General features: G+C 66.5%; 13 protein-coding genes. 9 read left to right on the forward strand and 4 right to left on the reverse strand.

Annotation, left to right across the window (positions count from 1 at the left end; genetic code table 11):
- On the reverse strand, positions 1 to 242 hold a 242-nt coding region (locus tag GKO32_RS32090; protein ID WP_208024612.1), incomplete at its 3' end, for a hypothetical protein.
- An 81-nt stretch (positions 243 to 323) separates the two neighbouring features.
- Here GKO32_RS32090 and GKO32_RS32095 point away from each other — a divergent pair.
- Positions 324 to 1,229: a hydroxymethylglutaryl-CoA lyase gene (locus GKO32_RS32095; RefSeq protein WP_312868920.1), complete on the forward strand. Its 906-nt coding sequence runs from the start codon at positions 324 to 326 to the stop codon at positions 1,227 to 1,229.
- Between the two features lie 443 nt (positions 1,230 to 1,672).
- Here GKO32_RS32095 and GKO32_RS32100 read toward each other — a convergent pair whose 3' ends face one another.
- Complete coding sequence (locus GKO32_RS32100) at positions 1,673 to 2,869, reverse strand: IS110 family RNA-guided transposase (RefSeq protein WP_154760663.1); 1,197 nt, start codon at positions 2,867 to 2,869, stop codon at positions 1,673 to 1,675.
- Between the two features lie 464 nt (positions 2,870 to 3,333).
- Between GKO32_RS32100 and GKO32_RS32105 the strand changes: the two genes are divergently transcribed.
- On the forward strand, positions 3,334 to 3,555 hold the full coding sequence (locus GKO32_RS32105) for a hypothetical protein (protein ID WP_154760664.1): 222 nt from the start codon (positions 3,334 to 3,336) through the stop codon (positions 3,553 to 3,555).
- On the opposite strand, the gene GKO32_RS32110 is transcribed toward GKO32_RS32105, so the two are convergent.
- Entirely contained in the window at positions 3,552 to 4,184 is a 633-nt protein-coding gene (locus GKO32_RS32110) for a DsbA family oxidoreductase (RefSeq protein ID WP_154760665.1), read from the reverse strand. The genes GKO32_RS32105 and GKO32_RS32110 overlap by 4 nt on opposite strands.
- A gap of 91 nt (positions 4,185 to 4,275) precedes the next feature.
- On the opposite strand from GKO32_RS32110, the gene rfbA reads away from it, so the two are divergent.
- Positions 4,276 to 5,157, forward strand: a complete 882-nt coding sequence (gene rfbA, locus GKO32_RS32115; protein ID WP_154760666.1) for a glucose-1-phosphate thymidylyltransferase RfbA — start codon at positions 4,276 to 4,278, stop codon at positions 5,155 to 5,157.
- A gap of 316 nt (positions 5,158 to 5,473) precedes the next feature.
- On the opposite strand, the gene htpX is transcribed toward rfbA, so the two are convergent.
- A complete protein-coding gene (gene htpX / locus GKO32_RS32120) occupies positions 5,474 to 6,337 on the reverse strand; it encodes a zinc metalloprotease HtpX (RefSeq protein WP_312868921.1) in 864 nt (287 codons plus the stop codon).
- A gap of 135 nt (positions 6,338 to 6,472) precedes the next feature.
- Between htpX and GKO32_RS32125 the strand changes: the two genes are divergently transcribed.
- From GKO32_RS32125 to GKO32_RS32150, 6 genes are all read left to right on the forward strand, one after another.
- The gene (locus tag GKO32_RS32125) at positions 6,473 to 7,393 is read left to right on the forward strand and encodes a YncE family protein (RefSeq protein WP_312868922.1); all 921 of its coding nucleotides are present in this window, start codon (positions 6,473 to 6,475) and stop codon (positions 7,391 to 7,393) included.
- 45 nt (positions 7,394 to 7,438) lie between these two features.
- Positions 7,439 to 8,311, forward strand: a complete 873-nt coding sequence (locus tag GKO32_RS32130; protein WP_154760667.1) for an LLM class F420-dependent oxidoreductase — start codon at positions 7,439 to 7,441, stop codon at positions 8,309 to 8,311.
- A 102-nt stretch (positions 8,312 to 8,413) separates the two neighbouring features.
- Complete coding sequence (locus GKO32_RS32135) at positions 8,414 to 9,730, forward strand: nucleotide sugar dehydrogenase (RefSeq protein WP_154760668.1); 1,317 nt, start codon at positions 8,414 to 8,416, stop codon at positions 9,728 to 9,730.
- On the forward strand, positions 9,720 to 10,913 hold the full coding sequence (locus tag GKO32_RS32140) for a glycosyltransferase family 4 protein (protein ID WP_154760669.1): 1,194 nt from the start codon (positions 9,720 to 9,722) through the stop codon (positions 10,911 to 10,913). The genes GKO32_RS32135 and GKO32_RS32140 overlap by 11 nt, the downstream gene beginning before the upstream one ends.
- Positions 10,914 to 11,037: 124 nt before the next feature.
- Positions 11,038 to 12,363, forward strand: a complete 1,326-nt coding sequence (locus GKO32_RS32145) for a GumC domain-containing protein (RefSeq protein ID WP_154760670.1) — start codon at positions 11,038 to 11,040, stop codon at positions 12,361 to 12,363.
- Positions 12,360 to 13,880, forward strand: a complete 1,521-nt coding sequence (locus tag GKO32_RS32150; protein ID WP_312868924.1) for a Wzz/FepE/Etk N-terminal domain-containing protein — start codon at positions 12,360 to 12,362, stop codon at positions 13,878 to 13,880. Before GKO32_RS32145 ends, GKO32_RS32150 begins: the two co-directional genes overlap by 4 nt.
- Positions 13,881 to 13,882: the final 2 nt, after the last annotated feature.

Raw genomic sequence — 13,882 nt, forward strand, 5'->3', positions numbered from 1 at the left:
ATGACTATCGCATCGACGCCACTGCGGTAAGCTTTCTCGAACAATTCCGGGCGATACGCCGGCACGAACAGCACACTACAGGCCTCGACGACTCCGGTCGCGCTGCGAAACATCAATACTCCAATGATGTCTGGGTCGGTCTTCGGCTCGTGTCGTTTCCGGGTTGGCGGTGGCATGACAATGTCAACGTGTCGAGCTGCGATCCAGAGGTCCAGTTCCGCCGCGGCGACCTGCGGCGGCATTGACCCGAGTATACGTGCACAGTATCGTTCAGTGAACCGGGTATTTCATCCAGTGCATCAGAACTGGTGAGGAGTGTGCACGTGCTCGGAAGAGTGTCGGTGTGTGACGTCGGGCCGCGCGACGGACTGCAGAACGAGCGCCGAGTGCTGGAGCCGTCAGTACGAGCCGAGCTGTGCGACAGGCTGGCAGCCGCAGGCCTGAGGCGGGTGGAAGCGGTCAGTTTCGTTCGCGACAACCGTGTTCCCGCGATGGCAGGCGCTGAGGCGGTATTGCGATCGATTGACCGCACGGTGGACGTCCAGTGGGCCGCCCTGGTGTTGAACGAACGTGGTTACCACCGCGCTCTCGATGCCGGCATCGATGAGATCCGCTATGGACTGCCGGTAACCAATGCCTTCGCCGAGCGGAATCAAGGCACGACTGTACCCGCAGCTCTGGAACTCGGCCTCCGCTTGGTGGAGCGCGCGCGTCGGGACGGCATCCGGTGCACGATCAGCCTGGCGGTCTCGTTCGGTTGTCCGTTCGAAGGGGCGGTGGCGGCCGAATCCGTGCTGGCCATCGCGGAGGAAGTGCTGGCGGCCGGGCCGGATGAGCTCATCCTCGCCGATTCCATCGGCACCGGCGTGCCGCGCCAGGTTCGCCGGCTCGTCGGCACACTCGCTTCGCCTGGGCGCGTCATCGGCTGCCATTTCCACAACACTCGCAACACCGGATATGCGAATGCTCTGGCCGCCGTCGAGGCCGGTGCGACCGTGCTGGACGCGTCGGTCGGCGGTTTGGGCGGCTGCCCGTTCGCGCCGGGCGCGACGGGCAACATCGCGACCGAGGATCTGGTATACCTCCTGGAAGGCATGGGTTACGACACCGGAGTCGACCTCGACGCGCTGCGGTCAAGCTCGGTGTGGCTTGCCGAGCAGGTCGGGCACGAGCTGCCCGGTATGGTGGCGCGCGCGGGAGATCCCTGTGGAATTGCTTCGGTGGCTTGACGCAGACCCGCCCTCCGCCGGTGGGAACATTGCGCACCAGCTCGTCTGACTCTCGTCGGTGTGTGGACGGTGCTTCCAGGTTCGATCGAGTACGTCACGAAGTCGACGACAGCATCATTTGTCAGCTAAGCCAGTACGGAAATCCAGATCCGGCCGGGCCGGTTGCCGGCCGGGCGTTCGACCGTGGCGGTTGCCTTGCCGCTGGCGCGCACGATGAAGTCGGTACACCCTCGTTACCTTTTCGTGTTTCCTGATCAAGGAGTTGTGGTCGCTAGGTTCGGCATCACTGATGCCCCAATCGAGTCCATGATCCGGGCTTGGTGTCACCGTCCACGGTGGCATCGGCCGACTGCTGAATAGGGACACGGCCGCCTTTTGGGTAGGTCTCGTCGTAACGTGCGTGCCAGCGCTCGATTTTCAATGAGGTTGTCAAGGTGATTACGTCAGGCAGCGGTAGCTTGTGGCGGTGCTGGCTCGAAGCACCGCTGGTCGCGCAGCAGTGCCCACACGACGTTGACACGTCGGCGTGCCAGGGCGAGGACGGTTTGGGTGTGGCGTTTACCCTCGGATCTCTTGCGGTCATAGAAGATTCGCGATGCGTCGTGGTAGCGGATGCTGACCAGGGCCGAGGTGTAGAGGGCGCGTTGCAGGCCGCGGTGGTAACGGCGGGGACGGTGCAGGTTGCCGCTGATCCGGCCGGAATCGCGGGGTGCTGGGGCCAGGTCGGCGTAGCCGGCCAGATGGTCGGCGGAGGCGAACGCGGTCAAGTCGCCGCCGGTGGCGGCCAGGAACTCCGCGCCGAGCAGTGTCCCTATGCCGGGCATGCTCAGCAGGACGGTGGCGTGCCGGTGGCGGCGAAACCGGCCCTCGATGGGCTTGTCGGTGTGTTTGAGTTGCTCATCGAGGGCGATCACCCCCTTGGCCATGTCCGCGACGAGCTGCGCGGCCAACCGCTCACCGGGAAGGGTGGTCTGCTGGGAGCCCGCAGCTGTCGCGACAGTGGCGGCCAGCGTGGTGGCGTTGCGAACCTTCTGCGTGCGCAGCCATTCTTCGAGTCCAGCCGCGCCGAGTTGGCGGAGGGCAGCCGGGGTCTGGACGTGGGTGAGCAAGACCAGCGGCCCGCGGTTGGTCAGGTCCAGGAAGCGTTCCAGGGCGGGGCTGATGCCCAACAGTTGCTCGTGCAGCCGGTTGACCAGGCGGACGCGGTCACCGGCGAGGTCCCGGCGGCGGGCGATGAGCATCCGCAGTTCCACAATGAGCTCGTTATCGACGCGCAGCGGGGTCAGGTCCCGGCGCATGCGGACTTGGTCGGCGATGATCGCGGCGTCTTTCGCGTCGGTCTTGCCCTCGCCCCGGTAACCGCCAGCAGCACGATTGACCTGGCTTCCGGACAGGTAGAACACCTGCTGGCCGTGGGCGACCAGCAGCGCCGGCAACAATGCGGCGCCACCGGTGCTGACATCGACAGCCCAGCGCACCTCGTCGGCCAGCGCCGTGACCTGTCCGATCAGCTCCAGCAACACCGTCTCATCGTTGTTCACCCGGCGCGACAGCATCCGGGTGCCCTCGGCGTCGATCACCACGACGTGATGGTGTCCCTTGCCGATATCCACCCCGGCCCACGCACGTTCCACCCGCATCTCCCGACTCGCACCAGCATGTTGTCCCACAGACGACCTCGCCGACCTATCCCTACGCAGCGATCGAGTCGCAATTTTCAATCAGCGGCCGAGTCGTCGAGGGGTACCGGGCGGCCAATCGAAGGAAGCCACACCAACAGCAGATGCCTGAAAGCCACACCCGGCACCCCCGGGTCCCCGAACCCTACGACTGGCCCGGGACAACCCAAGGAAGAAGGCAGGGATGCCTGACTGGCGTTCGCGATGGCACCTGAGTCGACAAGTCTGCAACGGCAGTTGGGTGGCGTGTGGCAGATCGTCGCAGTGGTGGTCGTTGTCGTGATGGATCGGGTGCATGAAGGGGTAGCAGGTCGGTTCGTGCGGTGGGTGCCGCGGGGTTGGGCTCGGGTGTGTGTCGGGCCTGGTCGCGGGGGTGGAGCGGAAGAACGGCCGGCGGAGCAGGTGGGCGAGGTGTCACCGTACGGGTGCAGCGGTTGCGGTGCCGGGTGGATTGGGACATCGACAGGGTGCGGGACTATGTCGTCGAGCATCTGGGCCTGCCGGGCGGTGTACTGATCGTGGACGACGCCGGGGTTTTGAAAACAAGACACCCGCTCCGCCGGGGTGCACGGACGTATTCCGGGACGGCTGGGCGGATCGAGAACGGCCACATCGGCACGCTGCTGATACTGTCTTTCCAGGCCTAGGCCTGGAAAGCCTTCGTCAAGGCCGCCGTGAAGGTCTCCGTCGGCTGGGCGCCCGACACGCCGTAACGGTTGTCCAGCACGAAGAACGGCACCCCGTTCGCGCCGAGGGCACGGGCCCGCGCGATGTCCTCTTGGACTTCGTCGGCGTACGTGCCTTCCTTGAGCACGGTGAGCACCTCGTCACGCGCCAGACCCGCCGCGACGGCGACATCCGCCAGGGACTCCGCGTCGAACAAGGAGCGCTTTTCGGTGAAGTACGCCTTGAAGAACTGCTCGGTGGCCGCCTGCTGTAACCCACGCTCCTTGGCGAGGTGCAACACCCGATGCGCGTCGAAGGTGTTGCCGACGATGCCGTCGGAGAGGTTGTACTCGAGCCCGTCCCGGGCGGCGAGCTGCTCCATTTGCGCGTCGATCTCGCGGACCTCGGCTTCGGTCTTGCCGAACTTCGCCACCAGCAGCTGTGCCTTGGGGCTGACCTCGCCACGGGGCATATCGGGATTGAGCTCGAACGAGCGGTAGACGACCTCGACCTCGTCCCGCCGATCGAAGCCGGCGAGGGCGTGTTCGAACCGCCGCTTACCGATGTAGCACCACGGGCAGACCACATCCGACCAGATGTCAACGCGCATGATCGGGCCAACGTGGCTTCACTCGGGCCTATTCCCCACCGCAAGCCACTACCCTGGCTCTCCGGAAGGTGAACCCGACGAGAGGAACCCGATGAAGGGCATCGTGCTGGCCGGCGGCAGTGGTACGCGCCTGCACCCGATCACCCAGGCGGTGTCCAAGCAGCTCCTGCCGGTTTACGACAAGCCGATGATCTACTACCCGATCTCGGTGCTCATGCTCGCCGGCATCCGCGAGATCCTGATCATCTCTACGCCCGAGGACCTGCCGAACTTCCGGCGCCTGCTGGGTAACGGGGACCAGTTCGGGCTGCGGTTGAGCTACGCGGAACAGGCCGCGCCCAACGGGCTCGCCGAGGCGTTCGTGATCGGCGCGGACTTCATCGGCGACGACGACGTAGCGCTCGTCCTCGGGGACAACATCTTCTACGGGCAAGGCTTCTCCGGCCTCATGCGACAAGAGGTGTCCACTTTGGACGGTTGCGTGCTGTTCGGGTATCACGTGAAGGACCCGCAGCGCTACGGTGTCGGCCAGACCGACGAGACCGGGCGGCTGATCACGATCGAGGAGAAACCGGCGCAACCCAAGTCGAGCAAGGCCATCACCGGGCTGTATTTCTACGACAACGAGGTCGTCCGGATCGCCCGCGCGCTGAAACCGTCGGCGCGGGGCGAGCTGGAGATCACCGACATCAACCTGACCTACTTGCGGCGGGGACGCGCGAAACTGGTCGATCTCGGGCGTGGCTTCGCGTGGCTGGACACGGGAACGCACGATTCGCTGCTGGAGGCCGCGCAGTTCGTGCAGGTACTGGAGCACCGGACCGGCGTGCGCATCGCGTGCCTCGAGGAAGTCGCGCTGCGTATGGGTTTCATCGACGCCGACCAGTGCCTCGCGCTGGGGCGGAAACTGTCGAAGTCGGGTTACGGGGACTACGTGATCGCGGTGGCGCACGCCGCGGGCGGAGGTCAGTAGGGCCGGCGGGCCTCGGCGGCGCGAGTCCCGGCTTCGCCCGGAGCTGAGCGGCGGAGTCTCGGGACGGGTGCCGAGACTGTCGGGCGCCAACGCCAGGATCGGTGGCGCAGCTACCCGACGCGGCGGGCGCGGACTTCGAACACCGCGGCGCGAGTGCCGGATTCGGCGCACCTGCGCGCCAAAGCACAGGCGCCCTGAGCGCCGGATTCGCACGGCGTGTGCCGGAACTGTCGGGCGCTGAGGGCCGATTCGGCGCGCGAGTGCCGCTCCCCAAGCGCGAACACCGGGGCTCGGCGACGCGACACCACGGCCCACCTCAGTAAGGCCGGCGGGCCATTTCCTCCAGGCGTGCGATGCGGTCGGCGATCGGGGGGTGGGTCGAGAACAGGCGGGAGAACGACTCGCCGGGCCGGAACGGGTTGGCGATCATCAGGTGCGACTGCGACACCAGCCGCGGCTCCGGGACGAGCGGGGCGCGCAAGGTGCCGACTTCCAGTTTCTTCAGCGCTGAGGCCAGGCCCAGCGGATCCCCCGTCAACTGGGCACCCGACGCGTCGGCCTGGTACTCCCGCGAGCGGCTCACCGCCAGCCGGATCACCGCGGCCGCGATCGGGCCCACCAGGATCAACAACAGCGAGACCAGCGGGTTGCCTTCCTCGCGATCACCGCCGCCGAACACCCCGGCGAACATCGCCAGGTTCGCCAGCACGCTCACCATGCTGGCCAGCGCACCGGCCACGCAGGAAATCAAAATGTCCCGGTTGTACACATGCGACAACTCATGCCCCAGCACGGCACGCAGCTCGCGTTCGTTGAGCAGGTCGAGGATCCCCGTCGTGCAGCACACTGCCGCGTGGCGCGGGTTGCGGCCGGTCGCAAACGCGTTCGGCGCCGCCGTCGGGCTGATGAACAGGCTCGGCATCGGCTGACGGGCCGACGTCGCGAGCTCACGCACGATCCGGTACATCGCGGGCTGCTCGGCCTCCGAAACCGGCCGCGCCCGCATGGCTCGCAGCGCGAGCTTGTCCGAATTGAAGTAGGCGTAGACATTCATGCCCAGCGCCAGCAGCAACCCGATGAACAACGCGGCGCGCCCGAACAGCGAGCTGATCCCGACGATGATCGCACTCAGGAGGCCCAGCAACAGCGCTGTCTTCAATCCGTTCTGATGCCTGTGCACTGCCGCTACGCCTCCTTTCGTCCGACAAGTGAACGCGTGGACGGTCGGCGAAAGTTCCACCGTAACGGTGTTCTCGTGCTCGTCAGGACCGACATCACACCGCGCTTGGGGTTAGAGTTTCACAAGGGAGGCGTGGTGTTCGGCAGGCGTGCACTTTTCACTCTGATGGCGGGTGCCGGCGCCATCGCGATTACCCCTGCGAGTGCCACGCCCCGTGTCACCACTATTCCCGCCGGACCGGAACCGACGCTGGTGGCGGTGAATTCGTGCCTTTACGTCGGAAACGGGGACGCCAGCCTGTCCATTCTCGGCAGCGCGCGCGTCGCCATCGGCGGCCCGCCCACCGATCTGGCGGTCGACGAGGGCACCGGCTCGGTGTATGTGGCAAGCGAGGCCGCGGGCACCGTCACCGTGCTCGATCCCTATGGCCGGATTCGCACCGTCATAGCGAGCGGCCCCGGCGCCGCCGTCGTCGACCTCGACCGTGGGAAGAACCGCCTTTATGCGGCCGGCGGGGCCACTGGCTCGGTCGCCGTGATCGACACGGTCGCCGGGGCGGTCGTCGACGTGCTGCACGGACCCGGCAACGGGTTCGGCGGCATCCGCGTCGACAGCGGGCGCGGCGTCGCTTACCTGACGAACGTGGGTGCAGGCACGGTCGAGGTCCTCGACCTGTCGTCGGGTGAGTTCACGGTGTCCATTCCGGTGGGCCGGGCGCCGGCGGGTTTGGCGCTGCACGAGCCGAGCAACTCGCTGTATGTGGCCAATTCGGGAATTCACCACCTGTCGGTGATCGACGGTGCTTCACACACGGAGCGCGCGCGGATCCTGCTCCGCAGCGAGGCGTCGTCGGTCGCCGTGCACGAGCCGAGCCACACCGTCTACGCCAATGGCGGACCCGACGGGATCGTGAAGATCGACGGTGCCGCGGGAAAGATCACCGGCGAGCTTTCGCTGGGGATCAATCCGGGTGGAATCGCCGTCAGCGGGCGCACCGGCACCGTGTTCGTCACCGACCCGCTGCACGATCAGCTCTATGCCATCAACGAAATCTGACCCTGGAGTGACTCCGGGTATAGGTTCGGTCGCGGAGGTTGTTTCATGAAACTCGGACTGCAGATCCCCAATTTCACGTGGCCCAATGGTCCAGCCAAGCTGGGTACCGAACTGGCCGACGTCGCGCGTGCCGCGGACGAAGCCGGGTTCGAATACCTCGCGGTGATGGACCATTTCTTCCAGATCTCGGTCGTCGGGCCGCCCGAGAACGACATGCTCGAGGCCTACACGACGCTCGGCTACCTGGCCGCGCACACCGAACGGGCCAAGCTGCTCGCGCTGATCACCGGCGTGATCTACCGGCAGCCCGGTGTGCTGGCCAAGGCGATCACCACGCTCGACGTGCTCTCCGGCGGGCGTGCGGTGCTCGGCATCGGCGCCGGCTGGAACGAGGAGGAGTCGCGTGGGCTCGGTTTCCCGTTCCCGTCCACCAAGGAACGGTTCGAAATGCTCGAAGAGGCGCTGCGCTACATCAAGCAGATGTTTTCCGACGACGACGGCCCGTTCGAAGGTGACTACATCCAAGCCGAACGGCTGATGAACCATCCGCAGGTGCTGGCCAAACCGCGCCTGCCGATCATGGTCGGCGGTGGCGGCGAGCAGAAGACGCTGCGGTTCGTCGCGAAGTACGGCGACGCCTGCAACATCTTCAACGGCCCTGACCTGGAACACAAACTCGACGTACTGCGCGACCATTGCGCAAAAGAGGGCCGCGATTACGCCGAAATCACCAAAACCGTATACACCGTCCTGGATATTGGCCCGAACGGCGAGAAGAGCGGGGAGCTACTGGCGGAGCTGCGCCGCCTCGCGGGACTGGGCGTGGACGTCGCGATCGGTGCCTGCCCAACGGTTCCCGATCTCAAGCCGTTCGAGTCCTTCGCGAAGGACGTCATCCCTGAGGCGGCCAATTTCTAAACATCCCGGCAGCAAGGCACTTTTTCACGAAACCGCTGGGCTGTAACGACACTCCCGCCGCATCCGACCATTGGGGCAGTCGGATGCGGCGGGAGTTCTTTCATGAAGATCAGTGTCTTCGGGCTCGGCTATGTCGGTTGCGTGTCCGCCGCGTGCCTCGCGAGCCGCGGCCACGAGGTCGTTGGGGTCGATGTCAACCCGGTGAAGGTCGGGCTGGTGCGCAGTGGGCGCGCCCCCGTGGTCGAGGAACGGATCGGTGAGCTGACCGAAGAGGTCGTGCGCAGCGGTGCGTTGCGAGCCACCGAAGACGTCGCGGAAGCCATCGCACACAGCGAAATCTCGCTGATCTGCGTCGGCACGCCGTCGGAACCCAACGGCAGCCTTTCCACCACCTACCTGGAACGCGTGACCGAACAGATCGGCGCAGCGCTCAAGGAACAGACCCACCGGCACACCATCGTCTTTCGCAGCACCATGTTGCCGGGCACCTGCCTGGAACTTCTGGTGCCCATCCTGGAAAAGGCCTCCGGCCTGACCGCGGGTGTCGATTTCGGCGTCGCGGTCAACCCGGAGTTCCTGCGCGAAGGCACCAGTGTGCGGGACTTCTTCGAGCCGCCGAAGACCGTCATCGGCGAGATCGACGCGGCCAGCGGTGACGCGGTCGCGGCGCTCTACGAAGGCCTTCCCGGTGACGTGTTCCGCGTGCAGATCCCGGTCGCGGAGATGGCGAAGTACGCCGACAATGCCTTCCATGGCTTGAAAATCGGCTTCGCCAACGAACTCGGCGCGATCTGCCGGGCCATCGGGCTGGACTCGCACCGCGTGATGGACGTGTTCCTCGCCGACCGCAAGCTCAACATCAGCCCCGCCTACCTGCGGCCCGGGTTCGCGTTCGGCGGTTCGTGCCTGCCGAAGGACCTGCGCGGCCTGGTCTATGCCGCCCATCGCGCCGACGTCGCGGTGCCGATCCTCGCGCATGTCCTGCCCTCCAATGACGAACACCTGCGCCGGGCGTTCGACCTGGTGGCGCGCACGGGGAAGCGCAAGATCGGCCTGTTTGGACTGTCGTTCAAGCCCGGCACCGACGACCTGCGGGAGAGCCCGCTCGTCGAGCTCGCGGAACGCTTGCTGGGCAAGGGATACGACCTGCGCATCTTCGACGCGAACGTGAGCCTGTCCCGGCTGATGGGGGCCAACCGCGAGTACATCGAAGCGCGTCTGCCGCATCTGGGTCAGCTGCTGGCCGGGTCGGTGGAAGAGGTGCTCGACCATGCCGAGGTATGCCTCGTCGGGTCGACAGATCCGTCCGTAGTGGACGCATTGCCGCACGGGGGCGAGCACATCCTGATCGACCTCGTCCGCCTTCCGGACGCCGACGTGCGCCGGACCGAAGAGGGATATTTTGGCCTTGCCTGGTAAAGCGCTTGTCCTCGTCGAAAACCTCTCGGTGCCCTTTGACCGGCGCGTCTGGCAGGAATGCACCACGCTGCGCGACGCGGGCTGGGAAGTGCACGTCATCTGTCCACAAGGGACAAAGAGGGACACCGAGCCGGAAGCCGTCATCGACGGGGTGCACATTCTCCGGTACCCGCTCAAGGCCGCGACCGGTGGGCCGATCGGGTATCTCCAGGAGTACGGATCCGCGCTGTGGCACACGTTCCGGCTGGCCCGCCGGGTCGGCCCTGTCGATGTCGTGCATGCCTGCAACCCGCCGGACCTGCTGTTCCTGGTCGCCAGGATGCTCAAGCGCCGCGGCGCCAAGTTCCTTTTCGACCAGCACGATCTGGTCCCCGAGTTGTACCTGTCGCGGTTCGACCGCGGTCAGGATCTGTTGTATCGCGGCGTTCTCGCGATGGAGCGGGCGACCTACCGGACCGCGGACGTGGTCGTCGCGACGAACGAAAGCTACCGGGACGTCGCGATCAGTCGTGGTGGCAAGCGTCCGGAGGACGTGTACGTGGTGCGCAGCGCGCCCGCGGTGGAACGGTTCCGGCAGGTGCCGCCCGAACCGGAACTCAAGCAGGGCAAGCCGTTCCTGCTCTGCTACCTCGGCGTGATGGGCCCGCAGGACGGCGTCGACTACGCGCTGCGGTCGCTGGCGCTGCTGCGGGAGCAGCGGAGCGACTGGCATGCGGTGTTCGTCGGCGCCGGGGACACTTTCGACGAAATGGTCACACTCGCTGGAAAACTGGGCCTGCGTGACCAGGTGGAATTCACCGGACGTATTCCCGATGAAGACCTCGTGCGCTATCTGTCCAGTTCCGATGTCTGCCTGTCACCGGATCCGCGTAACCCGCTCAACGATGTGTCAACCATGAACAAGGTCATGGAATACATGGCAATGGCCAAACCGATCGTGTCCTTCGAGCTCAAGGAGGCACGGGTGTCCGCGGGGGAGGCCGCCGTCTACGCGCCGGCGAACGACGAGTCCGCGTTCGCCGGGCTGATCGCAAAATTGCTCGATGACCCCGAAGAACGGGCCAGGATGGGCAAAATCGGGCAGGCGAGGGTGGCAGGTCCGCTCGCCTGGCGTGAGTCCGCGAAGGCATTGCTTGCCGCATATGACAGTTTGGTTCCACCTGGCTCCGGAGCCGGTCGATAACCAACGATCGCGTTTTGAACAAGACGCGGGTGGATCTGTAACCAACGCGGGAATCGTGGCGACGAGGTTGGTGGAAGCCCAGCTTCGCCGGGGGCAACGCATTTCTTTGGAGGGGAGATCCGCGTTGAGTGACGAAACAGTGCGCCTGTCCGCCGTCGGGCGGCTCGTGCGCCGGCGGTGGCGGTTACTCATCGTGCTCGCCGTGGTGGGGGGACTCGTCGGGGCGGGCGCCTCCCTGCTGCTCTCCCCCGGTTACCGGACCACCTCCAGCGTGTTGTTGCAGGGCCCGCGGCAAGCCGACGAACTGCTCACCGAGGCGCAGGTCGCGACCAGTTCGGTGGTCCTCGACCGAGCCGCCGCGGGGTTGAGCTGGCAGACCACGGGTGCCGAGCTGAAAGACAAGGTGACCTCGTCGGTCGCCAACGGAAATGTCGTGACCATCAGCGCGGCCGCCGACACCCCGGAGCACGCGCAGCAGCTCGCGGACAAGGTGGCCGCCGAGTTTGTCCGCTACTCCACCCAGCTCATCAGCGGTTCGACCGACGCGGCCGCGCAGATCGCCCAGGAGCAGCGCGAAGCACTGCGCCAGCAGGTCGCGGTCGCGGTGCAGCGGATCAGCGAGCTGGGGCAGCAGACCGGCAGCAACCTGACGGTGGAAAGCGTGCAGGTCCGCACTCAGCTCGAAGGTCTGCGGACTTCGCTGGAGCAGGCGATGAACAACCTGAACCAGGCCGACGCCGCGACAAGTTCGGCGAACATGGCGGTGCTGGGTCCGGCCGAGCGGCCGACGAGTGCGGCCGCGCCCACGATGACCCAGCTGACCGCGGGTGGTGCGGCACTGTTCCTGTTGCTCGGCGTGCTCGGACATCTGTTCGCGGCGCGGGCGGACAAGCGGCTGCGCGGTGAATCGGAGATCGGTGCGGCACTGAGCTCGACGGTACTGGGCACAGTGGACATTCCTGAGCAGAAACCCGAGGCGCGCCAAGGCTTTGTCGCGGCGCTGCGGCGGCTGGTGCGCGCCGACCAGCCATGGGATCTGCCGGAGCTGAGCATCTCCGCCGATGAGCTGAACCGGGACGCGCGTTACCGCCGGGTGCTGAATCGGCTCAACACCACCAGGCCGGTGCTCACGCTCGTTCCCGAGGGTGACGCACCGGCGCACCGGGCGGTGACCCAGCTCGCCGCGGCGGCAGGAAAACGCACTCCGTTGCGTGTCGCCGAGGTTGTCCCAGACCGGCCGACAGTGCCGGAAGACCTGCACGTGGCGGGAGTTCTCGTCGTGCTCACCGTCGGCAGCAGAACGGCGTGGGAGCTCGTCGGCATCGCGGAGGCGTGCGCAGACGCCGGTCACGAGGTGCTCGGTGTCGTCCTGACGCAGCCAGTCCGCCCCACTTCGCCCGAACAGCCCGAGGTCGGCAGCGACCACGATGTGATGGCAGGTTCAGCGTGAGTACCCCAACCACTTCTCCGCCCCTGGTCGATCTCCAGCGGCTCGTCGTCGCGGTCCGCCGCAAGCGCCGGATGTGGCTCGCGGCCGCACTCATCGGCCTGCTCGGAGGTCTCGCGGTCGCCGTCGTCATGCCCGCGCCGCCGACCGCCGTCACCAAGCTGCTGGTGATCCACGCGGACGACTCCCCGACCGACTCGGGGACGTTGATGCGCACCGACATCGCCGTGCTGGGCACCACCAAGATCGCCGACGCGGCACTGAAATCCTTGCACAGCACCGAATCCGCCGACGACTTCATGAAGAAGTACCAGGGCCTCGGGCTGACGAACAATGTCATGCAGATCAGCGTCCAGGGCACGAGCGCCGCCGACGCGACCGCGAAGGCGAAGGCACTCGGCGACGCGTTCATCGCCGATCACGTGCAGCGCAACCAAGCCGCGGCCGACGCGGAGTCGCAGGCCCTTGTCAATCAGCGCAATCAGGCCCAGGCCCAGCTGAACCAGGTCGACACGCAGATCGCGACCGAAACCGCGAAGGGCGGCAAGGCGAACGCGACGACGCTGGAGACCCTCTACAGCCAGCGTGCGGACCTGACCTCGAAGATCTCCGACTTCAACTCCCAAGCGCAGCAGGCCGGGATCGGTTCCCCGCAGATCGCCGCGGGCACGCAGATCGTGGACGCGCCACAGGTTTTGCCGCACTCACTGCTGAAAACGGCCGCGACGGACGGCGGAATCGGGCTGGTGCTGGGATTCGTGATCGGACTCGCGCTGGCCGCGGTGACGGCCATCGTGCGGGACCGGCCGGTACTGCGCCGCGAAGTCGCGGCGAACCTCGGCGCCTCGGTCATCGCACAGCTGCCACGCCGCCGGTTCTGGCGCGGGAAACCAGCCGCGGCAAGGAAACGCCTCGCCGCGACGCTGGTCCGGATCGTCCGCGAGGACGCGGGTTCGGTGTCGTTGCTGGAACTCGGTGCGCCCAGGGTCACCGCACGGCTCGCGCTCGACATCGCAGGCGAGCTCGCGGACACCACGGCGGTCGTCGTCATCGACGATCTCCCGAACCAGGAACTGGCCGCCATGGGCAGCGCGGACAAAATCCGGATCACCGACAGCGGCGCGCTGCTGGGCCCGGTACAACCCGGCGAACTACGGCTCGGCGTCGGTTCGGTGCGGCCCGGTACGGCCTGGACTGATCTGACGCACCTCGGGCGCGAAACGGTGCTCGTGGTGCGCACCGGATACGCGAACACCGCATGGCTGCACACGGTGGCGCGACAGCTGGCGGACTGCGACATCACCGTGATCGGCGTCGTGCTCGTCGATCCGGATCCGAAAGACAGCACGGACGGCACGCTGTGGGACAACCTGCACACCGCGGTACGCGGCCGGGTCGCCCCGCCGCGGAGATCGGACGAGACCAGGAAACTCCCACCGGTTTCGGTGCACACCAACGGCACGAAGAACGGTGAACTGCCGACCAGACGGTTCGCCCCGGTCGGCTCGCAGGAGGACTGACG

It is taken from the genome of Amycolatopsis pithecellobii (genome assembly GCF_009707865.1).
Lineage (GTDB): Bacteria > Actinomycetota > Actinomycetes > Mycobacteriales > Pseudonocardiaceae > Amycolatopsis_E > Amycolatopsis_E pithecellobii.